The 23,847-nt window shown below is 47.9% G+C and carries 17 protein-coding genes; 12 read left to right on the top strand and 5 right to left on the bottom strand.

The window, feature by feature from the left end:
* Nucleotide 1 precedes the first annotated feature (1 nt).
* Genes napA through MJO46_RS01600 form a run of 3 tightly spaced genes read right to left on the bottom strand, consistent with a single transcriptional unit; the run spans nucleotide 2 to nucleotide 2,963 of the window.
* Nucleotides 2–2,491: a nitrate reductase catalytic subunit NapA gene (gene napA, locus MJO46_RS01610; RefSeq protein ID WP_253987815.1), complete on the bottom strand. Its 2,490-nt coding sequence runs from the start codon at nucleotides 2,489–2,491 to the stop codon at nucleotides 2–4.
* 2 nt (nucleotides 2,492–2,493) lie between these two features.
* Nucleotides 2,494–2,751 (bottom strand): chaperone NapD, encoded by a 258-nt coding sequence (locus MJO46_RS01605; protein WP_007648114.1) that lies wholly within the window; start codon nucleotides 2,749–2,751, stop codon nucleotides 2,494–2,496.
* A 41-nt stretch (nucleotides 2,752–2,792) separates the two neighbouring features.
* A complete protein-coding gene (locus MJO46_RS01600; RefSeq protein WP_198783319.1) occupies nucleotides 2,793–2,963 on the bottom strand; it encodes a periplasmic nitrate reductase, NapE protein in 171 nt (56 codons plus the stop codon).
* Nucleotides 2,964–3,590: 627 nt separating this feature from the next.
* On the opposite strand from MJO46_RS01600, the gene MJO46_RS01595 reads away from it, so the two are divergent.
* From MJO46_RS01595 to nrdD, 9 genes are all read left to right on the top strand, one after another.
* Nucleotides 3,591–7,307 carry a nitrate reductase subunit alpha gene (locus MJO46_RS01595; protein WP_253987814.1) on the top strand — a complete coding sequence of 1,239 codons (3,717 nt, stop codon included), beginning with the start codon at nucleotides 3,591–3,593 and terminating at the stop codon, nucleotides 7,305–7,307.
* Nucleotides 7,308–7,328: 21 nt separating this feature from the next.
* The gene (narH, locus tag MJO46_RS01590; protein WP_208658852.1) at nucleotides 7,329–8,864 is read left to right on the top strand and encodes a nitrate reductase subunit beta; all 1,536 of its coding nucleotides are present in this window, start codon (nucleotides 7,329–7,331) and stop codon (nucleotides 8,862–8,864) included.
* Between the two features lie 2 nt (nucleotides 8,865–8,866).
* Complete coding sequence (gene narJ / locus MJO46_RS01585; RefSeq protein WP_253987813.1) at nucleotides 8,867–9,586, top strand: nitrate reductase molybdenum cofactor assembly chaperone; 720 nt, start codon at nucleotides 8,867–8,869, stop codon at nucleotides 9,584–9,586.
* 11 nt (nucleotides 9,587–9,597) lie between these two features.
* Nucleotides 9,598–10,287, top strand: coding sequence for a respiratory nitrate reductase subunit gamma (gene narI, locus MJO46_RS01580; RefSeq protein ID WP_253987812.1), 690 nt, complete (start codon nucleotides 9,598–9,600; stop codon nucleotides 10,285–10,287).
* Nucleotides 10,288–10,362: 75 nt separating this feature from the next.
* Nucleotides 10,363–11,124: a peptidylprolyl isomerase gene (locus MJO46_RS01575; protein WP_253987811.1), complete on the top strand. Its 762-nt coding sequence runs from the start codon at nucleotides 10,363–10,365 to the stop codon at nucleotides 11,122–11,124.
* A gap of 54 nt (nucleotides 11,125–11,178) precedes the next feature.
* On the top strand, nucleotides 11,179–13,842 hold the full coding sequence (locus tag MJO46_RS01570) for an MFS transporter (RefSeq protein WP_253987810.1): 2,664 nt from the start codon (nucleotides 11,179–11,181) through the stop codon (nucleotides 13,840–13,842).
* Between the two features lie 80 nt (nucleotides 13,843–13,922).
* Nucleotides 13,923–14,309: a putative zinc-binding protein gene (locus MJO46_RS01565; RefSeq protein WP_253987809.1), complete on the top strand. Its 387-nt coding sequence runs from the start codon at nucleotides 13,923–13,925 to the stop codon at nucleotides 14,307–14,309.
* Nucleotides 14,310–14,465: 156 nt separating this feature from the next.
* Nucleotides 14,466–14,927, top strand: coding sequence for an anaerobic ribonucleoside-triphosphate reductase activating protein (nrdG, locus tag MJO46_RS01560; RefSeq protein WP_253987808.1), 462 nt, complete (start codon nucleotides 14,466–14,468; stop codon nucleotides 14,925–14,927).
* Between the two features lie 4 nt (nucleotides 14,928–14,931).
* Nucleotides 14,932–16,785, top strand: coding sequence for an anaerobic ribonucleoside-triphosphate reductase (gene nrdD / locus MJO46_RS01555; RefSeq protein ID WP_253987807.1), 1,854 nt, complete (start codon nucleotides 14,932–14,934; stop codon nucleotides 16,783–16,785).
* Nucleotides 16,786–16,879: 94 nt separating this feature from the next.
* Here the strand turns inward: nrdD and hrpA are convergent, their stop codons facing one another.
* Together hrpA and MJO46_RS01545 are read right to left on the bottom strand one after the other, a co-directional pair.
* Nucleotides 16,880–20,761, bottom strand: coding sequence for an ATP-dependent RNA helicase HrpA (hrpA, locus tag MJO46_RS01550; RefSeq protein ID WP_253987806.1), 3,882 nt, complete (start codon nucleotides 20,759–20,761; stop codon nucleotides 16,880–16,882).
* A gap of 135 nt (nucleotides 20,762–20,896) precedes the next feature.
* Nucleotides 20,897–21,313, bottom strand: a complete 417-nt coding sequence (locus MJO46_RS01545; protein WP_198783311.1) for a CBS domain-containing protein — start codon at nucleotides 21,311–21,313, stop codon at nucleotides 20,897–20,899.
* A gap of 282 nt (nucleotides 21,314–21,595) precedes the next feature.
* On the opposite strand from MJO46_RS01545, the gene MJO46_RS01540 reads away from it, so the two are divergent.
* Genes MJO46_RS01540 through MJO46_RS01530 form a run of 3 tightly spaced genes read left to right on the top strand, consistent with a single transcriptional unit; the run spans nucleotide 21,596 to nucleotide 23,786 of the window.
* A complete protein-coding gene (locus tag MJO46_RS01540) occupies nucleotides 21,596–21,940 on the top strand; it encodes an arsenate reductase (protein WP_253987855.1) in 345 nt (114 codons plus the stop codon).
* The gene (gene dapE, locus MJO46_RS01535; protein ID WP_253987805.1) at nucleotides 21,937–23,079 is read left to right on the top strand and encodes a succinyl-diaminopimelate desuccinylase; all 1,143 of its coding nucleotides are present in this window, start codon (nucleotides 21,937–21,939) and stop codon (nucleotides 23,077–23,079) included. Before MJO46_RS01540 ends, dapE begins: the two co-directional genes overlap by 4 nt.
* On the top strand, nucleotides 23,073–23,786 hold the full coding sequence (locus MJO46_RS01530; RefSeq protein WP_253987804.1) for a M15 family metallopeptidase: 714 nt from the start codon (nucleotides 23,073–23,075) through the stop codon (nucleotides 23,784–23,786). The genes dapE and MJO46_RS01530 overlap by 7 nt, the downstream gene beginning before the upstream one ends.
* The last annotated feature ends 61 nt before the right edge of the window (nucleotides 23,787–23,847 follow it).

Raw genomic sequence — 23,847 nt, 5'->3', positions numbered from 1 at the left:
CTTATACCTTGACGATCTTCACCGCACATTTCTTAAAGTCAGTTTGTTTTGACAAGGGATCTGTCGCATCTAAGGTGACTTTATTAATGAGCTGGCTAGCATCAAACCAAGGTACAAACACCAGGCCAACGGGCGGTTTATTACGGCCACGGGTTTCGACTCGCGTCTTGATCTCACCACGGCGTGATACCACTCGCACTTCATCGCCACGGCGAAGGCCACGTTTTTTGGCATCCTCTGGGTGCATAAAACACACGGCATCAGGGAAAGCGCGGTAAAGCTCGGGCACACGTTGGGTCATAGAACCCGAATGCCAGTGCTCAAGCACACGACCTGTGGATAACCAAATATCATATTCTTCATCCGGAGACTCTGCGGCTGGCTCATAGGGCAGCGCAAAAATCACCGCGCGGCCATCGGCATGCCCATAAAACTCAAAGCCTTTACCCGCTTTAACATAGGGATCCGTACCTTCACGGAAACGCCACTTAGTTTCTTTACCATCGACCACAGGCCAACGTAATCCATGGGCTTCGTGGTAAGCCTCAAAGGGGGCTAAATCGTGACCATGGCCACGGCCAAAGGTTGCGTATTCTTCGAATAAGCCCTTCTGCACGTAAAAACCAAAGTGTTTCGCTTCATTGTTCAGATACTTAGGATCGGTATCCGTCAATGGGAACTTGTCAACATTACCGTTTTGGTACAACACTTCGAACAGGGTTTTGCCCTTAAACTCAGGGTTAGCGGCAAGCACGTCATTCGGCCAGACTTCATCCGTGGTAAAACGCTTGGAAAATTCCATCAATTGCCACAGATCCGAATGGGACTCACCCGGTGCCTGCACCATTTGGTGCCAGAACTGGGTACGGCGCTCGGCATTACCATAGGCGCCCTCTTTCTCGACCCACATCGCCGTTGGCAGGATCAGATCCGCCGCTTGAGTAGTGACCGTTGGATAGGCATCCGATACCACAATAAAGTTGGCAGGATTGCGATATCCTGGTAGCCCTTCTTCATTGATATTAGGGCCGGCCTGCATATTGTTGTTCACTTGCACCCAATAGCAGTTCAAGTCGCCGTCTTTTAAGCGACGGTTTTGCTCGACGGCGTGGTAACCGGGCTTAGGTGGAATGATACCGCTAGGGATCTTCCAAATGTGTTCGGCGTGTTTTCTGTGCTCAGGGTTAGTGACCACCATATCGGCGGGTAAACGATGGGAGAAAGTTCCCACTTCACGGGCCGTACCACAGGCTGAGGGTTGGCCCGTCAATGAGAATGGGCTGTTACCCGGGGTAGATATTTTACCCGTCAGTAAGTGGATGTTATAAATCAGATTGTTACACCATACACCGCGGGTATGCTGGTTAAAGCCCATGGTCCAAAACGAAGTCACTTTCGTATTTGGATCGGCATACAGCTTCGCCAATTCAATTAACTTATCCTCTGGAACACCGGACAGTTTACTGACTTTTTCTACCGTATAATCGGCCACAAACGCCTTGAATGTATCAAAATCGATTGGCGTTGAATCCCCCGCCGTTTTGACGTTTTTGGCTTTCTGTTCAAGCGGATGGGTTGGACGTAAACCGTAGCCTATGTCTGTGGTGCCCTGGCGGAAGTTAACGTGTTTTTTAACGAAGTCCCAATTCACTTTATCGTTCTGAATAATATAGTTAGCGATAAAGTTCAACATAGCTAAGTCGGTTTGCGGAGTGAATACGATCGGCAAATCGGCTAAATCGAAGGATCTATGTTCAAAGGTAGACAGCACTGCCACTTTAACATGGGGTGCGCTCAAACGGCGATCGGTCACCCTGCTCCAGAGGATAGGGTGCATTTCGGCCATATTCGAGCCCCACAGCACGAAGGCATCGGCCGCTTCCATATCGTCATAGCAACCCATAGGCTCATCGATACCGAAGGTACGCATAAAACCGACCACGGCCGACGCCATACAGTGGCGCGCATTAGGGTCGATATTGTTCGAGCCAAAGCCCGCTTTCATCAACTTAACGGCGGCGTAACCTTCCCATACTGTCCACTGGCCCGAGCCGAACATGCCGACTGCGGTTGGTCCCTTGGCTTTGATGGTTTCTTTCCACTTTTGCGCCATGATGTCAAAGGCGCTATCCCAACTGATAGGTGAGAATTCGCCGTGTTTATCGTATTTGCCATCGGTCATTCGCAGCATAGGCGTAGTCAGACGATCGCTGCCGTACATGATTTTCGACAGGAAATAACCCTTGATACAGTTCAAGCCACGGTTAACTTCACTGTTGGCATCGCCGTGGGTGGCCACGACTTTGCCATCGCGGGTGGCGACAATCACGGAACAACCCGTGCCGCAGAAACGGCAAGGCGCTTTGTTCCATTCGAGTTTAGTTTGTTCTGAGCTGGTAATTAAGTTGCTTGCGCCCGCGGGCAAGGCTAAGCCTGCGGCACCGGCCGCGGCGATCACCGCGTTGGCTTTAATAAAATCGCGTCTGTTCATGTTCATTCTTCACCCTCTTCGAGCGTTTCACTCTGGTGGTAAACCATAGTGGCGGATAGGACGCCAGGAATGGCATTGATCTTTTCTATGCCGTCCATCAAGGCGCGTTGGGAATCGCCTTCAAGTACAACGACCAATTTCACATCGTTATTTACGGAAAGTTCGGCGTTTTCAATCGTCATAATGTGTTGCCTAACGTCTGCCATTTTCTGCGGCAATACTTGCACCACTAAACTGGTGATATGAAGTTCTTTGCTCATCCGACATTCCACTCTATTGCATTGTTATTGTTGTTTTTGGCTTAGCCAGCACCCGGTGGGCCAGTAAGAATTTGGCTGAACCAAATCGCAAAACCTAGGCCACTGACCAGTAATACGGACAATATCGGTGCTAATAGCACAGTTAAAAAGAGGAAAATTTTTAATTCTAAGCGCTTACTATCACTTGCTTCATCACTGGTTTGAGTTGTCATAATCTCTCCCAAATTTCTGCATAAACATGCTGTTATCCACGCGGCTGCGATCCACTTAACTGTCTCGTTCCACCGTAAATCCCCCTTAAAATCGATGTAACACGAGCCAATTTTGAAGCACAAAATCAAACACATTTTTGTCACATTGCTTTAGCTTTTATCATCATAGGAGACTTTAAGAGAAAAGCCTCTTCCTCTAAGTAGGTATTTGCCTATAAGCGTGATCTCGATCCACAAACGGCATTCACACAAAGTCACCCAGTTCACACCCTACCCAGCAACCGATTAAAGCCATGATTAATATCTATACAAGTACCGATATTCGAGCCTTCTAAGTCACTGAAATTGCGCTATGGATATGACGCAACCCCTAGGTACTCACAAAGGGATATTCTTCACAAAAACAATTATTTATTGATCGCGATCAACATTCGCCTATGTGACTAGCGTCAGACTTTGTGCACAAATCCAACCAAAATCAGCCAGAAAAAACACAAAAATTAAACAATTAGAAATGGTTTTTAACCAACACCAAATCTATCCATAGAGTCAGGCAACGAGTATTGCTTTTGCGTCAATTAGCATTCTCTGTTGAGAGCAGTATCGCATCAGGAGTTTATTAATAAAATGAGTCACTTACTCGATAAATTGCGTTTTTTTAAGACCCGTCAGGAACCGTTTGCCAACGGCCATGGCGTTACGACTGAGCAAGACAGAACTTGGGAGCAGGGTTACCGACAACGCTGGCAGCACGATAAAATTGTAAGATCCACCCACGGCGTTAACTGTACCGGTTCCTGTAGCTGGAAAATCTATGTCAAAAATGGCTTAGTCACCTGGGAAACCCAACAAACCGATTACCCCCGCACCCGTCCCGATTTACCCAACCATGAGCCCCGTGGCTGCCCAAGAGGCGCGAGTTATTCTTGGTACATTTATAGCGCTAACCGACTGAAATACCCTAAAATCCGCCAACAACTGATGAAACTTTGGCGGGAGGCAAAGCAGCGCTATGCCGATCCCGTCGATGCATGGGCATCGATTGTTAATGATCCCGTTAAGGCAAAAAGCTACAAAGAGCGCCGCGGTCTAGGGGGATTTATTCGTGCCAGTTGGGATGAAGTCAATGAGATCATTGCCGCCTCTAACGTGTACACCACTAAGGCCTATGGTCCGGATCGTATCGCAGGCTTCTCGCCCATTCCGGCGATGTCTATGGTGTCCTATGCGGCGGGTGCTCGTTACCTTTCCTTAATCGGTGCGAACTGTCTTAGCTTCTATGATTGGTATTGCGATTTACCCCCAGCATCACCGCAGGTTTGGGGCGAGCAGACCGATGTGCCAGAATCCGCCGACTGGTATAACTCCAACTACATCATAGTTTGGGGCTCAAACGTGCCTCAAACCCGTACCCCCGATGCTCACTTTTTGAGTGAAGTGCGTTACAAGGGCACCAAAACCTGCGTTATCACTTCGGATTATTCCGAAGCCTCTAAGTTCGGTGATACTTGGCTAGCACCGCGCCAAGGCACAGATGCCGCGCTGGCGATGGCGTTTGGCCATGTGATTTTGCAAGAATTTCATGTGAATAACCCTAGTACCTATTTCACTGATTATGTTAAACATTACACCGATATGCCCATCTTGGTCATGCTTGAAGAAAGCAATGGGCACCTCACCAGTGGCCGCTTCCTGCGAGCCGCCGATCTTGTTGATAATCTTGGCGAAACAAACAATCCTGATTGGAAAACTATTGCAATTGATAGCCAAGGAAAAATGACCAGCCCTAATGGTTCTATCGGCTATCGCTGGGGCGAAAAAGGCAAATGGAATTTAGAGCAGAAAGATCGCCATGGCGATATTGATGTGCTATTGACCCTTAAAGATCAACATGATGAATTTGCTCAAGTTGCCTTCCCCTACTTCGGCGGCGCGCCCCACGAGTATCAATATTTTCAACACACTGAACACAGCGACATCCAGTTACGCAAGGTGCCCGTCAAGACGGTGCAACTGGCGAATGGCAGCCAAGCCAAAGTGGCCACCGTATATGATCTTATGTTGGCCCACTATGGTGTAGATAACGGTATTGGTGATGACCAGCGCGCCAGCTCCTACGATGACAACGTGCCATACACCCCCGCTTGGCAGGAAGTGATCACAGGCGTGAAACGTGCCGATGTGATCCGTGTCGCCACTGAGTTTGCCAGAAATGCGGATAAAACCCAGGGTCGTTCAATGGTGATTGTGGGTGCCGCGCTTAACCACTGGTACCACATGGACATGAACTACCGCGGCCTGATCAACATGCTGATGATGTGTGGCTGTGTCGGTCAATCCGGCGGCGGCTGGGCCCACTATGTCGGCCAAGAAAAACTGCGACCACAAACGGGTTGGACACCACTGGCATTTGCTCTCGATTGGCAACGCCCTCCCCGCCATATGAACGGCACTTCGTTTTTCTATAACCATTCCAGCCAATGGCGCTATGAAAAACTGAACATGTCCGAAATCATTTCGCCACTTGCACCTAAGGAAAACTGGAGTGGCAGCATTATCGATTTCAACAGCCGCGCCGAACGCATGGGCTGGTTACCCTCTGCGCCACAGTTAGGCACTAACCCGCTGCACCTCGCTGCCAGCGCAAAAGCGGCAAACCAAACGGTTGAACAATATGTAGTATCCCAGCTTAAAACGGGCGATCTGAAATTTGCCTGTGAACAACCGGACGATCCGAAAAACTTCCCCCGCAATATGTTTATTTGGCGCTCTAACCTGCTGGGCTCCTCCGGTAAAGGCCATGAATACATGCTGCGCCATTTCCTCGGCACTAAGCATGGCTTACTCGGTAAAGATCTGGGTGATTTTGGCGGTAATAAGCCTGAAGACGTTGAATGGAAAGAACAAGGTGCAGAAGGCAAAGTTGATCTGTGGGTAACCTTAGATTTCCGTATGTCAACCACTTGTTTATATTCAGATATTGTCTTACCTACTGCAACTTGGTACGAAAAAGATGATATGAATACCTCGGATATGCATCCCTTTATTCATCCTCTTTCGGCCGCTATTGACCCTGTGTGGGAAGCTCGCTCGGATTGGGACATCTTCAAGGGTATTGCCAAGGCATTTTCTAAGGCCTGTAAAGGCCACTTAGGTGTAGAGCAAGATCTGGTCACTATCCCAATGCACCACGATACCCCAGGGGAATTAGCCCAACCCTATGATGTGAAAGCCTGGTGGAAAGGTGAATGTGAACCTGTTCCGGGTAAAACCATGCCGCACTTGACTATGGTTGAGCGCGATTATCCTAATACCTATGCCCGTTTTACCTCCATAGGGCCATTACTGGAAAACATAGGTAACGGCGGCAAAGGCATTAGTTGGGATACTAAGGATGAAGTCAAACTCCTACGTCAACTCAATTATACCCATACGGATGAAGGCGTTAATAAAGGGTTAGCTAAGTTAGATACCGCTATCGATGCCTGTGAAATGATCCTAGCACTCGCCCCAGAAACCAACGGCCAAGTTGCCGTAAAAGCCTGGGAAGCACTCGGTGAATTTACCGGTTTAGATCACACCCATCTCGCCAAACCCAAGGAAGAAGAAAAAATTCGCTGGCGCGATATTGTCGCCCAACCACGGAAAATCATCTCCTCGCCCACTTGGTCTGGCTTAGAAGATGAACATGTGTCCTATAACGCGGGCTACACCAACGTACACGAGCAAATACCTTGGCGCACTATTACTGGCCGCCAACAGTTTTATCAAGATCACCAATGGATGCGTGATTTTGGTGAACAGCTTTGTACCTATAAGCCGCCGATCAACTTAAAAACCGTCGCTCCAGTACTAAACAAAAAGCCCAACGGCAATAAGGAAATCGTCCTTAACTGGATCACGCCACACCAAAAATGGGGGATCCACAGCACCTACTCGGACAACCTGTTGATGCTGACCCTGTCCCGCGGTGGCCCCATCGTCTGGATGAGCGAAACCGACGCCAAAATTGCCGGTATCGAAGATAACGACTGGATTGAAGTCTTCAACGTTAACGGGGCGATTGCTTGCCGCGCCGTGGTCTCCCAGCGAGTCCCCGAAGGCATGAGCATGATGTACCACGCCCAAGAACGTATCGTAAACGTACCAGGTTCAGAAATGACCGGCACCCGTGGCGGGATCCACAACTCAGTCACCCGCGCCGTGATGAAACCTACCCATATGATTGGTGGCTATGCCCAGCAAGCCTATGGCTTTAACTACTACGGTACTGTCGGTTGTAACCGCGACGAATTTGTTGTTGTACGTAAGATGCACAACGTCGACTGGTTAGACACTAAATAAGATTTGAGCAAGGAATAAGTTATGAAAGTTAGAGCCCAAATAGGCATGGTACTCAACCTCGATAAATGTATCGGTTGCCACACTTGCTCCATTACTTGTAAAAACGTTTGGACCTCCCGCGAAGGGGTTGAATACGCTTGGTTTAATAACGTCGAAACCAAACCGGGTATTGGTTTCCCTAAAGAATGGGAAAACCAAGATAAATGGAATGGCGGCTGGAAGCGTAACTCTGCAGGTAAGTTAGAACTCAAAATCGGCGGCAAAGTTAGATTATTGGCCAAGATCTTCGCCAACCCGGATCTGCCGGAAATCGATGACTACTATGAGCCATTCGATTTTGACTACCAATATTTGCACACCGCGCCCGATAGCCAACATCAACCGGTCGCCAGACCACGTTCACTGATCACCGGTCAGCGGATGGAAAAAATCGATTGGGGTCCAAACTGGGAAGAAATTCTCGGCACTGAGTTTGAAAAACGTAAGAAAGACAAAAACTTTGACAATGTGCTGCAAAAAGACATCTACGGTCAATTTGAAAAAACCTTCATGATGTACTTGCCACGCCTGTGCGAACACTGCTTAAACCCAGCGTGCGTCGCCTCTTGCCCATCGGGCTCGATTTATAAGCGTGAAGAAGATGGCATTGTGCTCATTGACCAAGATAAGTGTCGCGGCTGGCGCATGTGTGTCTCCGCCTGCCCTTACAAGAAAATCTACTTCAATTGGAAATCAGGCAAATCAGAAAAATGTACTTTCTGCTTCCCACGTATCGAAGCCGGGCAGCCAACGGTATGTTCTGAGACCTGCGTAGGCCGTATTCGTTACCTTGGGGTATTGCTCTACGATGCCGACAAAATCGAAGCAGCCGCTAACACGCCAAACGATAAAGATCTCTATAAAGCACAATTAGATATCTTCCTCGACCCTAATGATCCTAAGGTGATTGAAGCCGCCCGTAAGGAAGGGATCAGTGATAATTGGATCAACGCCGCCCAGCGCTCGCCCGTCTATAAAATGGCGATCGATTGGAAAGTCGCGCTGCCGTTACACCCTGAGTATCGGACCCTTCCAATGGTGTGGTATGTGCCACCATTGTCACCAATACAAACGGCGGCTGAAGCTGGCCATATTGGCATGAACGGTGAAATCCCCGATCTGAAATCATTGCGGATCCCACTGCGTTATCTCGCCAACCTATTAACCGCTGGCGATGAAAAACCTGTGGTAGTGGCACTCGAGCGCATGCTGGCAATGCGCGCCTTTAAACGCGCACAACAGGTCGACAAAGTGGAAGACTTGGAGGTGTTAAAACAAGTCGGACTCACGCCAGTTCAAGTCGAAGAAATGTATCGCTACATGGCAATTGCCAATTATGAAGACCGATTTGTGGTGCCAACCAGCCATAAAGCCTATGCCGAAAATGCCTACGATATGAAGAGTAGCTGTGGCTTTAGCTTCGGTAATGGCTGTGGCGATGGCAACAATGGGGTCAACTTATTTGGCGCCAAAGCCGCAAGCGTACGCCAAGTTATCCCTGTGACACTGGAGAAGTAAAAATGAAAATATTAAGTGTCATTTCAATGTTACTCGATTATCCGCAGCCCGAGCTGATTGAGGCTCGGGGCGAATTAGTGCAGGTGATTAACCAATCACAGCTCAATGCACAGCATAAAGCCGCGGTTAATCAATTTATTGAGCAACGCTTCAACAGCGATCTGATGGACTGGCAAGCTGAATATGACGGTTTATTTGAACGCGGCCGCTCCCTCTCCATGCTGTTATTTGAACACATCCATGGCGAGTCCCGCGATAGGGGCCAAGCTATGGTCAATCTGCTCGCCCAATATCATCAGGCTGGACTCGATATTAGTGCCAAAGAACTGCCCGACTACATTCCCTTATACCTTGAGTTTATGTCGACCCAAGGCAGCGAAAATGGTCGTTATGGATTGGAAGAGGTAGCTCATATTTTTGCTCTGTTGGCTTGCAGGCTCGAAAAACACCAATCGAGCTATGCGGATTTGTTCCATGCCCTGCTGAGTTTAACCGAGATCTCTTTAGATCTTAATGACTTACGTGAGCAAATTGTTGACGAAAAGCCCGATAACACCCCCAAAGAGCTCGATAAGGTCTGGGAAGAAGAAATGGTCAACTTTATGGATAACGCCCAAAACAGCTGCGCCACCCAGCGCCCGACCGAAGCCCAACGACGGGATCAACATATTCCACTGAACACAGAGCTATTGCGCCCAAGCGGCCATAGTGAACGACTGTAAGGAGCGCATCAATGAGTCACTTTTCAATCTTTGCCTTCGGGATCTATCCCTATATCGCCATGGCGGTGATGTTTATCGGCAGTTGGATACGCTACGACCGTGAGCAATACACTTGGAAAACGAGTTCGAGTCAATTACTGGAAAAACGACAACTCCACCTTGGCAGTGTGTTGTTTCATCTGGGGATTATCGGCATCTTCTTCGGCCACTTTGTGGGCCTATTAACCCCAAAGGCAGTCTGGCATGTCCTCGGCGTGAGCACTGAGTTTAAACAACTCCTTGCTATGGGTGCTGGTGGTCTGTTTGGGTTAATTTGCTTTGCGGGATTAACCATACTCATTCGCCGCCGTTTATATAACCCAAGAATACGGGCGACCAGTAAGCCTATGGATATCATCATTTTATTGATGTTATATGCGCAGCTTATCCTCGGGCTAATTTCGATTCTGGTGTCAAGCGGTCACCTCGATGGCGCCGAAATGCTTAAATTAATGTCGTGGGCCCAAAATATCATGACATTCAATAGTATGGCTGCGGTTGAAGCGATTGATGATGTCAACATCATCTTTAAACTGCACGTGATACTTGGTATGACACTCTTTGTTGTCTTTCCATTTAGCCGCTTGGTGCACATGCTCAGCGCACCACTGCAGTATATTGGCCGTCAGCACCAAATCGTTCGTCGTAAAGTGAGTCGCTAACTCAATACGTACCCTGGCATCCCAATGCCAGGGTACTGCGCCTTGCCTGAATCTGCATAAGTAGAGAACAACACCATGATCCGAGTCAACCACACAGATATCACCGAAGAACAAGTCCTGATGGAAATGCAATATTTCCCCGCAGCAACCCAACGACAAGCCATGTTAGATGCGGCCCAAAGCTTAGTGATTGGCGAGTTATTGCGCCAACGTGCAGCGGCACTCTCCCTGCCCTTATCCCTCGACGAAACCAGCGGTAAGGAAGATTATCTCGAGCAACTCATTGAACGTGAAGTCATCATTCCAGAAGCGACTGAAGAAGAGTGCATACAGTATTTCCAGCAAAATCCACAGCGTTTTAAAACATCTCCCCTGATCGAAGCCAATCATATCTTGATTGCCGCCGCAACCGATGATGCCAAGGCCAGAGTAGAAGCTAAGCTGTTAGCCGAACAAATCATAGAGCAACTCAAACAGCAGGCCGATTTTGCCACCCTCGCCCAGCAGTTTTCTGTTTGCCCGTCAAAAACGACCGGCGGCAATTTAGGCCAACTCAGCCGTGGCCAAACAGTCCCAGAATTTGAACGACAACTGCTCAGTGCAACAACGGGCCTACAGCCTTACCCGATTGAAAGTCGCTATGGATTTCATGTTGTTGATATAAAAAATAAAATTGATGGATTACCCCTACCTATCGAAGCCGTTAAAGCCAAAATTAGCCAATATTTGAATGAGAAAGTCTGTCAAAAAGCGATTGCCCAATATATTCAAACCCTGATCGATGCCGCAACGATTGATGGCTATGACTTCGACACAAATCGACAATCACTTCTCTAATAAAACAATAAAATTAGATACTTAATACAATGCTAGTCATGTCGGAGTATTCAAATGAGTAGTCAAGCACTAAACGTAAGGAATGGGCAATACCGGGCCCTATGGCTTACGACCATTGCCTTTACACTCTGTTTTGCCATTTGGACCATTTTCTCCATTTTAGGGATCCAAATTAAAACAGAGTTATCGTTAACAGAAACACAAATGGCGCTGTTAATGGCCATTCCTATATTGAGTGGTTCCCTCAGCCGCATTCTGCTCGGGATGTTTACCGAGCGATGGGGAGGACGCATTGTTTTTAGTACCTTAATGTACCTTGCCGCCATATCCGCTTACTGGCTCAGCATCGCAGATAGCTACAATATGCTACTGATCGCAGGGGTTGGGCTCGGGCTTGCTGGGGGCGGCTTTATCGTTGGTGCGACCTACGTCGCCGCCTGGTTCGAAACCCAAAAACAGGGCGCGGCCCTCGGGATATTTGGTGCAGGTAATGTAGGGGCAGCATTAACCACCTTTGGCGCCCCCTTTTTATTGGGCCATTTTAGCTGGCAAGAAACGGCGCAAATCTATGGTGTGATCATTGCCATCTTTGCCACCCTTTATTTTGTTTTCTCAAAAACCGAGCCCCGTCGCCTAGGCAATTTCACCCCGCCAAAATTCAGCGAGCAATTGGCATTACTGCATGATATTCGGATCTGGCGCTTTGCTTTATATTACTTTTTCGTTTTTGGTGCCTTTGTTGCCCTCGCCCTCTGGCTGCCCCATTACCTGATCAATGTGTATGACGTTTCACTGGTCACTGCGGGTATCCTCACCTCGCTTTATATTATTCCAGGATCACTGTTTAGGATTTTAGGGGGATTTTGGTCGGATAAATACGGCGCCCGCCGGATCATGTATTGGACGCTCGGGGTCAGTACCCTGTGCACTTTTTTACTGAGTTACCCCCCAACCCACTATAGCGTCACTGGGGTTAACCACATCTATGAATTTAATTTTCACATTTCTTTACCTGTCTTTGTGCTCTTTATCTTTACCCTAGGTTTTTTTATGTCCTTAGGTAAAGCCGCAGTATTCAAGCATATACCTACCTATTTTCCGGGTAACGTCGGCGTAGTCGGTGGTCTGGTAAGTATGGTGGGTGGCATAGGTGGTTTCTTACTGCCGCTGACCTTCGGTATGCTCAATGATGTGATTGGCATTTGGCAAAGCTGCTTTATGCTGCTGTTCGTCATCTGCGCCATCTCCCTTGCGTGGATGCATTCTGCTATCCGTAAAGCGGAGAAAATGGAGTGGGCCATTGGCCAAACCGTTAAAAACCTACCTGAAATGGCCACGCCCGATGCCTTTGTGCTACACGATTGGCAACCGGAGAATAAAGACTTTTGGGAAAACAAAGGGAAAAAAATCGCCAGACGTAATCTGTGGATCTCTATTCCTAACCTATTTCTCGCCTTCGCGGTCTGGTCTATTTGGAGCATTATGGTCGTCAAAATGCCCAAACTCGGGTTTAGCTACAGTCCGAATGAATTGTTCTGGCTTGCGGCGTTGCCTGCATTATCGGGTGCCACACTGCGCATTTTCTATGGTTTTATGGTACCTATATTCGGTGGTCGCCGCTGGACAGCACTGTCAACAGCCTCATTATTGATCCCCTGTTTATGGATGGGATTTGCCCTTCAAAACACCGAAACGCCCTACCTTATCATGCTGATCTTAGCCTTGTTATGTGGTTTAGGCGGCGGTAACTTCTCCTCCAGTATGGCCAACATCAGTTTCTTTTATCCTAAGGCGGAAAAAGGAACTGCTTTAGGGCTAAACGCCGGGCTGGGGAATTTAGGGGTTTCGGGCATGCAACTCTTTGCCCCGTTGGTGATTTCTGCCAGCGTCTTTGGTGGCCTAGAGGGAGCACCGCTGACCCAAGTCATGGCAAATGGCGAAAATCAGACTATTTGGTTGCAAAACGCGGCCTTTGTCTGGGTGCCGCTGATTATTATCGGCACTATCGCCGCTTGGTTTGGCATGAATGATATTACCGATGCCAAATCTTCCTTTAAAGAACAGGCAGTGGTATTTAAGCGCCGACATACTTGGCTTATGTGCTGGTTATATATGGGCACCTTTGGCAGTTTCATCGGTTTTGCCGCGGGCTTCCCCCTACTCTCTGGGATGTTATTCCCTGAGGTGGACCCAGTAAAATTTGCCTTTATTGGCCCACTTGCCGGGGCACTGGCAAGACCCGTCGGCGGTAAACTGGCGGATATCTTCGGCGGCGCTAGGGTAACCTTAGTCAACTTTCTCTTTATGGCGATTGGGGTCTGTGGGGTATTATTTTTCCTCCCCAATTCGGGTGAAAGTGGCAATTTCTTCGGCTTCTTCGCCATGTTTGTTCTGTTATTTATCACCACAGGTATAGGCAATGGTTCTACTTTCCGCATGGTGCCAGTGATGTTCTTGACCCTAAGGCAAAGAGCATTAGGTAAAGGCATGGAAAGACAGGCAGAAATCGAAGGAAACCGAGAATCCGCCGCGGTACTCGGATTTATTTCAGCGATAGCGGCCTATGGCGGATTTTTTATCCCTAAGGCCTATGGCACATCGATGAGTTTAACTGGCGCGGTAGACACCGCCCTCTATGGATTCATCGTCTTTTATGCCAGTTGTGTCGCGATAACCTGGTGGTTTTACGCCCGTCCCCGTGCGGAAATCACTTGCTAAACATTAGCTAACTCATTGTAGGCACACGGTATATTCTGTGTGCCTACAAGATAAATGAACTTGTTAAAAAAGGTGGCACAATGTCAACATTATCGACCGATAAACCCTTAGTCTATGCCTGCTCAGGTTGCTCGAATGTGGCGCAATTAGCCAATGATGTAGCCTTAACCTTAGACCGCACAGGTGTGATGCAGATGTCATGTATTGCGGGAGTGGGCGGAAATATTAAATCTATCGTCAAACTCGCTCAGTCTGGGCGGCCCATATTGGCGTTGGATGGCTGCAAACTCAATTGCGTTAAGCAAAGCTTAGCACTGCAAAAAATCACCCCCACATGGCATATCGAACTCACTCAATTAGGCTATAAAAAACAAGAGCAAGTAGATTGTGATCTGGCAGATAGCTACCGCTTATTACAATATATCTATCAAACAACACTGCACACGTCTCCCTCTAAACTGAACTAAGATCCCGCTATTTGGGCTGCTAACACGCCCTCTTCTCCCTGCCATTTCAATCTCCGGCGCAAAGCACAAAAAGTTGATCTTGATCAAATCAAGATTTGACGTCCCGGTTACTATAAATCTATATATAGTGTCTAAATAAAAAATTAAGCACAACATATGGGAATTTTAACCTTTAACAGCTTCCAACCACAGGTCTGTTTCCAAGAAGTGCCCGATGAGGTAGCGCTCGCCTTCACCATTACTGGCTGCCCGCTACGCTGCCAAGGATGCCATAGCCAAGATAGCTGGGATCCACAGATTGGCATTGAGTTGAATAGATTGGCATTCGAGGATTATTTACATCGTTATCAGGGTCTTGTGAGTTGCATCTTATTTTTTGGTGGAGAATGGAATCCCCAAGCACTGATTGAAAAACTATTAATTGCCAAAACGATGGGGCTTAAAACCTGCCTATACACAGGCAAAGAAAAAGTCCCACAGAAAATTGTCCAGCAACTGGATTTTCTCAAAACAGGGGCTTGGCTGCCAACACGGGGAGGTTTAGAGAAACCAACAACGAATCAAAGATTTATGGATTTAAAAACAGGAAACTTACTCAACTATAAATTCAGGGAATAGCAGAATGTCAGCACTTAATCCTCAGCAACTACAGCAAAAAATCGCCTTTATCAAACACTACCAACAGGCCAACAATGCCGCCGATGCCTCCCCTTTAGATGCGAATGCGAATGTCACCCACAAAAACATCGCCACCTTAGAAACTGAGTTAATGAAAGACTATTTCATCGACATTAATCGCGCCCTAGTAAAACAAAAAATTGCGGATCTTTTTGACGATGGCTTAGCTGAAGAATATATCCGTCAAATTACGGAACATGAAATATACGTACACGATGAAACCAGCCTAAAACCCTATTGTGCTTCGATTTCAATGTACCCTTTTTTATTAAATGGCCTAACCCAACTTGGGGGCGAATCTAAGGCACCTCAACACTTAGAATCCTTTTGTGGCAGCTTTGTTAACTTAGTCTTCGCTATCAGTGCGCAATTTGCAGGCGCAATAGCAACGGTCGAATTTTTAATTTATTTCGACTATTTTGCCCGTAAAGACTATGGCGAACATTATCTTAACGATCATAGACACGCGATAGAAAATCATCTTCAGCATGTCGTCTATGCATTAAATCAACCCGCGGCGGCAAGGGGATATCAAAGTGTCTTCTGGAATATTTCAGTTTATGATAAACATTATTTTGAGGCTATGTTTGGCCAATTTGTGTTCCCCGACTTTACTTCACCAGATTGGCATTCCATCCGTGAATTACAAGCCTTTTTCTTGGACTGGTTTAACCGTGAGCGAAGCAAAGCGGTACTCACCTTCCCGGTGATCACCGCCGCAATGCTCACGGATCAGGGTAAGGTAAAAGATACTGATTTTGCTCAGATCTGCGCCAAAAATATGAGTGAAGGTGGGGCCTTCTTTGTTTATCAATCACAAAATGCCGATTCGCTGGCTTCCTGTTGCCGGCTACGTAATGAGATCAGCGATCACTCATTCTCCTACAGTCTAGGCGCGGGAGGCGTCGCAACGGGGTCAATCAATGTGATCACCGTTAATATGAATAGATTAATTCAAGATAAACGGGATCTGCACACTGAAATAGTCAAAGTTCAAAAGTACCAAATCGCCTATCGAAAATTGATGGAAGATCATTTAGCAAATGGCATGTTACCTGTGTATGACGCAGGGTTTATCTCCCTCGACAAACAATTCCTGACCATAGGCATTAACGGTATGGTCGAGGCCGCCGAATATTTAGGCTTAACGGCCAATACCAATACAGAATATCAGTCTTTTATCGAGGATAACTTAAAGATAATTTACGATGCTAATAGACAGGCAACCGAGCAATGGGGTTATAAGTTTAATACCGAATTTGTTCCCGCCGAGAATTTAGGGATAAAAAATGCCCGGTGGGATAAAAAAGACGGCTATCGTGTCTCAAGAAATTGTTACAACAGTTATTTCTATCCCGTTGAAGATGGCGATATCAATTATCTCGATAAATTTATATTACACGGCGAACAAATGACCCGCTATTTAGATGGCGGCTCTGCACTACATCTCAATTTGGATGAAAAACTCTCGGAGCAAAACTACATCAATTTATTTAATATTGCCGCGCGCACGGGTTGTAATTATTTCTGCATCAATGTGAAAATCACCATTTGTAATGATTGCCAGCATATAGATAAACGTACCCAGCAATATTGTCACCAATGCGGTTCAAAAAATATCGATTATGGCACTCGGGTAATTGGCTATTTAAAACGCGTTTCTGCCTTCAGCGAGGGGCGTCGCACCGAGCATGACTTACGTTACTATCACCAAACCCATACCCAGCATCAAACGAATACACAGCACCAAAGCAACACCCTGCACCAAAGCAATACGGGGCCATTTAGCCAAATATAAAGCAAACTGGCTGTTCCCCTCAAAATAAGCACATCCCTATTTTGAGGGGAAACGGTAGACCCGCCGCTTAATGGCTCAGTATCACGCTGGGCAATTAGGCCTGTTGAATATGATTTAAAATCCGCTTTTCAGATATTGGATAGGCGGTACCGAGCACCTGTGCAAAGCACGACACTCGATATTCCTCAATCATCCAACGCGCCTCGATTAATGCCGGCGGCGTTGGCACAGAACGCGGCACCTTAGCTAATTGCGCCGCTAAGGCGTCCTGCACTTTGTTGATGCTTTGCATATGCAAACGATCGCGGGTCGGGTCGACGGGTAATTTATCGATACGGGTTTCAATCGCCTTTAGATAACGGGCCACATCGGCTAAACGGTTCCAACCACAGGCTTCGACAAATCCCTTAAACACTAGCTTGTCTAATTGGCTTTGAATATCACTCATAGCAAAAGCAATATCTAGGTTAATTTTACCCTTGAGGCGCTTTTTAATGCCCTGATAAAGAGTCAAAATCTGCTCAACCTTCAGGGCAATTTGCTCGGCGGTTGGATTAAGTTCCTGGCGAACCCAATCCTTTGCCTGTTCAAACTGGTGTTTATCCCGGACATCTAGCTGCTTTTCATCCAACAACTGCTGCACTGCGGCGGCAATAATATCATCAATCAAGATTTGTACTTGGCCGAAAGGATTGAAATACATGGCTAATTTTGCCTTGTTAGGCAAGGCTTGCTGTAAATGCTTCACCGGTGACGGGATATTAAGCAGTAGTAAACGTCTTAGACCCTGGCGATGAGCATCCTGTGCCTCAAATTCATCATCAAATAATTTGATCGCAACACTGTCTTTATTATCGATCAGCGCAGGAAATGCCCGAACCTGATAATTCCCCTTCTGCTGCTGATATTGCTTAGGCAACTCGCCAAAGGACCACTCGGTTAATGCTTCTTGCTCTATACCCTTATCCGCCACCTGACGAATGGCCTTAGCGACCACGCCCTGCAACTCGGCTTTTAAGGTATCGAGCACACGACCTTCGGCCACTAAGTTGTTTTTATCATCCTCGATTTTAAAGTTCATCTGCAGATGCACAGGGATCTGCGTTAAATCAAAGTCTTCTGGTGATATACGCGTGCCACTCATACGCAATAACTGCTTGCACATGGCCTCGAGCAAGTTGGCGCTAAAGGGTTGCATCGCCTGCACACAGGCGCGGGCATAATCCGGCGCCGGCACAAACTTACGCCGTAAACTCTTAGGTAGAGATTTGATCAGGGCAATACATTTTTCCTCCCTTAGCCCCGCCACCAGCCAATCAAAATCCGTATCATCAATTTGGTTGAGCAATGCCACCGGAATGTGCACAGACACGCCATCGTCCGCGGCACTGGGTTCAAAATGATAACTGAGTTTGAGGCGTAAATTGCCCTTATGCCACGTATCGGGAAAATCCAAGGCCGAGATATGGTCGGCGCTGCGCTGCATTAACAGGGCTTTATTAAAATCCAGTAAATCCGGCTGCTCACGCTTAGTCTTATTCCACCAACCAAAGAACAACTGGGCGTTATAAATGCCTTGGGGAATACGCGGCTCGTAAAAATCCACCAGCACTTGCTCATCCACTAAAATATCGCGGCGGCGGGATTTGTGCTCCAGTGATTCAATATCTTCGAGCAGCTTCTGATTCGCGACAAAAAACGCTTCTTGGGTTTGCAGTTGCCCTTCGGCCAAGGCGCTGTGGATAAAAATCTCCCGCGCTTCAACGGGATCGATAGGGCCATACTGCACCTTGCGGCGATGTACAACCGTCAAACCATAGAGCACTTGATTCTCAAGGGCAATAACGCTGCCGGGTTTTGCCTCAAAATGGGGCTCTACATAGCTTTTTTTGATCAAATGTGCCGCTAATGGCTCTAGCCATTCGGGTTCAATTTTGGCGCAGCAGCGAGCGAACAGGCGCGAGGTTTCGGTCAGCTCCGCCGCCATAATCCACTTAGGGCCCTTTTTGGCGAGCGGCGAACCTGGAAACACAAAAAACTTACGATTACGGGCGCCTAAGTATTCGTTGTTATTGTCCTTAAAGCCGATATGGCTGAGCAGACCCGATAACAGCGCACGGTGCAGGGCATCGTAACTGGCGGGGGTATCATTTAAACGCCACTTTAAATCGTGCACGGCTTGCTTAAGCTGAGCGTACAGATCCTGCCACTCTCGCACCCGCAGGTAAGCTAAGTATTCATCGCGGCACTTTTTACGGAACTGGCTGGCAGATAACTCTTTTTGTTGATCTTTTAAGTGCTGCCACAGGTTTACCCAACTGACAAAATCAGAGTGTGGATCGGCAAAACGGCGGTGGGCCTCATCGCTGGCTTGCTTCTTATCCATAGGTCGCTCGCGGGGATCTTGAATAGATAAACCCGCTGCAATAATGAGCACTTCATTTAAACAACCTAACTGCTGACTCTCGACCACCATACGCGCTAGACGCGGATCCACCGGAATTTGCGCTAAATTGCGCCCCAGCGGTGTAAGCACCAGCTTGCCGTGTTTGTTCGCGACCGCTTGTAATTCTTCGAGCAGTAAGAAGCCATCGCGGATATGGCGTGGATCGGGCGGCTCGATAAAGGGAAATGCAGCAATATCCCCAAGGCCGATGGCAAGCATCTGCAAAATGACCGAGGCTAAGTTAGTGCGCAGAATTTCGGGATCGGTAAAGGCCGGACGATTATTAAAATCCGCCTCATCGTATAACCGAATGCAAATCCCCGGCCCCACGCGGCCACAACGCCCTTGACGTTGATTAGCGCTCGCCTGAGAAATCGGTTCGATGGGCAGGCGCTGCACCTTAGTGCGATAACTGTAACGGCTGATCCGCGCCGTACCTGGGTCGATAACATAGCGAATGCCAGGCACAGTTAACGAGGTTTCGGCGACGTTGGTGGCAAGCACAATCCGCCTACCCCTGTGACTGCTAAACACCTTGGACTGCTCGCCGTAGGAAAGCCGCGCATACAGCGGCAAAATTTCGGTATCACGGTAATTACGCCGGCTTAATTGCTCGGCGGTATCGCGGATTTCCCGCTCACCGTTCATAAAGATCAGAATGTCGCCAAGCCCTTCGGCCACCAGCTCATCGACGGCGGCAAAAATACCTTCGATTTGATCTAGATCGGCATCGCTATCTTGCACTAAGGGGCGATAACGGGTTTCTACCGGAAAGGTGCGGCCTGAGACTTCGATAATAGGCGCATTGTTGAAATGCTTAGAAAAACGCTCAACATCTATGGTGGCCGAGGTGATGATGACCTTTAAGTCGGGGCGTTTTTTCAGAATTTGCTTGAGGTAACCTAAGATAAAATCGATGTTGAGGCTACGCTCGTGGGCCTCGTCGATAATAATTGTATCGTATTGATCTAAATAGCGATCTGAAGTTAATTCCGCCAGTAAAATACCGTCAGTCATCAACTTGATATAGGACTCACTCTTCAGCGCATCGGCAAAGCGCACCTTAAAACCAACCACTTCACCAAGCGGACTTTGTAATTCTTCTGCGACTCGGCTGGCGACACTGCGGGCCGCTAAACGGCGCGGTTGGGTGTGGCCAATCATGCCACGGCAACCTAGGCCGAGTTCCAAACAAATTTTAGGTAACTGAGTCGTTTTACCCGAGCCCGTTTCACCGGCGATGATCACGACCTGATTACCCGCAATCGCATGGGCAATCTCGTCGCGCATTAAAGAAACTGGCAAGTTTTCAGGATATTGGATCTTTGGCCGTGCAAGGCGACGCTGCTCAGCCTTATCAAAGGCGGCCTTAGCTTGCTCACTCAGTTGGGCTAATATTTGAGTCTTTTTATCTGAGTCGGCTTCTTTATTGAGCTTAAATAAACGACGACGGATCCGCGACGCGTCGCTCTGATAGCAAAGATTAAGAAAGGCGTTCGATAGCGGATGTTTGTCAGAGTTCAAAACCAAATTCCATTGCTAGCATCAAAAACGGCGATCCTAGCAAGGAACGTGGCGCATTGGTATGGATAATTTACCTAAGATGCGCCTTAAACCCTGCAATTTCAGGCGTAAACTAACCCGTTAACCACAGAGGAGCATGACCTAGGCTGGCGCAAGGTAACATTGCTGCATATAGACGTTCATGGCCTTCAACACATTGGTGCGATTGATAGTACCAATCACTTTACCCTGCTCTACCACGGGATAAATTTTAGGTTTTGGCCCCAGCATCTGCTCCGCTAATTGCAAAATGCTGTCATCTGGCCCCACAAAGAGCACCTCTGTGCGCATACAATCTTTCACGACGGAAGTCATATCGCAGTGGTAACTGCTTTTTAGCATCACGGCCAAGCAATCCTGTTGGGATAAAAAACCGACCAGATTGCCATTATCGTCGACCACGGCGGCGCCCATTTTATTGTGATCTAAGAGTTTTTCGACGGCGGTAGCAAGCGACATATTTGCACGCAACAATACGGGTTGACGGTCCATATGATCGCGAATTTTTATTGAGTCCATAGTGTTCCCCTTAATTAGCCCTACGCTTTGAGTCTAGTCAAAATCTCGCCCAAGGTAAGTGATAAATATCGATTGCGCTAATTGAGTACTGACTTTATGCCCAAAATGTCATTCTTTACGTTATGTTAAGGTGAACAAACGGCCCATTCTATCCGCTGCTATTTATGCCTTTTCCCGCTAGGGCACAACGAGATCCTACTTGTGACATCTGGCTCACAATGCCACAATGCGAGCAAAATCAAAGCTTGTATGCCAAGCGCCCATAAACACTGGAGCATCATTTTGACCCTTTTTGGTATTAAGAATTGCGATACAGTGCGTAAAGCACGTAAATGGATTGAAAATCATCAACTTCCAGTTCATTTCCATGATTTTAGAGATGAAGGTCTACGCCAAGAGGACCTCGAATTGTGGTGTCACACCGCAGGTTGGGAAACCCTATTCAATAGACGCAGCACTAGCTTTCGCGCCCTGAGTGATGCGGATAAAACCGATATAGATCAAGCTAAAGCCCTAGCGCTGATGTTAGCCCATCCCACCTTAATCAAACGCCCAGTGCTGGTTGTCGGTGAACAAGTGGTGGTTGGCTTCAATGAAGCAGACTATAAAAAGGTGTTTTCCCTATGATAACCGCCGATAATTTTCCAGTCACAGCGTTAACCAAGGACTTGATCGCGCGCCCTTCGGTCACCCCCTTAGATGAAGGCTGTCAAACCTTGATGGCCGAGAGACTCAGCGCCATCGGCTTTAATATCGAACCTATGGTCTTCGAAGACACCACCAATATGTGGGCTCGCCGCGGAAATGAAGGTCCCGTATTTTGCTTTGCGGGCCACACGGATGTTGTGCCAACCGGGGATGTGAGCCGCTGGCACACGCCGCCCTTTGTACCGACGATTATCGATGGCTACCTATATGGCCGCGGCGCCGCCGATATGAAGGGCTCACTCGCCGCCATGGTCGTCGCTACCGAACGCTTTGTGGCAAAACACCCCGATCATAATGGCTCCATCGCGTTTTTGATCACCAGCGATGAAGAAGGCCCCTTTATTAATGGCACCACTAGAGTCATTGATACCTTAGAAGCCCGTAACGAGAAGATCACTTGGGCGTTAGTCGGTGAACCTTCATCCACTTTAAAACTGGGCGATGTGGTCAAAAATGGCCGCCGCGGCAGCTTAACCGCTAACTTAACCGTAAAGGGCATTCAAGGCCATGTGGCCTATCCACACCTTGCCGATAATCCAATCCACAGAGCGGCGCCATTTTTAGCCGAACTGAGCCAAATGCACTGGGATAATGGCAATGAGTTCTTTCCGCCCACCAGTATGCAAATCGCCAATATTAATGGCGGCACCGGTGCATCGAATGTGATCCCAGGGGCACTCGAGGTGATGTTTAACTTCCGCTACTCCACCGAAGTCACCGCCGAGATCTTAATCGAACGGGTAGAAGCCTTATTAAAAAACCATGAGCTTGATTACGATATCAGCTGGATATTCAATGGATTACCATTTTTAACCGGCGATGGTCCACTGCTGGATGCGACCCGATTTGCCATTCGTCAAGTCACAGGCTATGAGACAGATCCACAGACCACAGGCGGCACATCGGACGGACGCTTTATCGCGCCGACAGGGGCAAAAGTGCTCGAGCTTGGCCCAGTCAACGCCACCATTCATAAGGTGAATGAATGCGTTAAGGTCGATGATCTTGAACAGCTAGCCCTATGTTATGAAGTGATTTTGGAACAGTTACTGTGCTAAATGCAGCCCTGCTCTCACCCGCAACCGCTCGCCTCTACGGCCTAGAACCCCACGATTTAGTTGAGGTGTTAAGCCCGTACCATAGCCAAACCACGGTTTTTTTACTGGAGCCCCACACCGCCATCGCCTTCAAAGCTATGGCTGAAAAGGCCGCGGAAGATGGCATTCAATTGGCCATCTGCTCCGCCTATCGCCCCTTTGATCGCCAACTGGCGATATGGAACGCTAAGGCAAGCGGAAAACGGGCGGTGCTAGATGCCAATGAACAAGCTGTTGATATCGAAGGCTTAACAGATGATGAGCTTGTTGATTTAATCTTACTCTGGTCGGCGCTGCCCGGTGCATCACGCCACCATTGGGGCACAGATATTGATGTGTTTGATGCAAAGCAAATCGAAGTGAAATCCCTGCGATTAGTGGAAGCCGAATACACTGACGCTGGCCCCTGCGCCAAGTTGTACCAGTGGCTGCTCCATCACGCCCAAGAGTTTGGTTTTTATTTTCCATTTCAACGCGGTAAAAGCGCAGTCAGCGCCGAGCCTTGGCATATCAGCTATTTCCCCGAGTCTCAAACCCTGTTACCCCAATTTGAGGTACAGGCCTTAACGCAGGTTATCCAGCAGAGCGATATGTTGCTTAAAGGGGCCGTGCTCGCTCGTTTACCCGAGCTAGTGGCTGAATATGTACATAGAATTGCCAAGCCTTAGGTTTTTATCAAAATTTGAACAAATTGATAGCGCCTAACACTCGGCGCTTAGCTTAAAAAGT

The organism is Shewanella sp. KJ2020 (genome assembly GCF_024197625.1).
Classification (GTDB): Bacteria; Pseudomonadota; Gammaproteobacteria; order Enterobacterales; family Shewanellaceae; genus Shewanella.
Note: the sequence above shows the minus strand (reverse complement) of the source record. Positions and strands in the feature narration are given on the sequence as shown.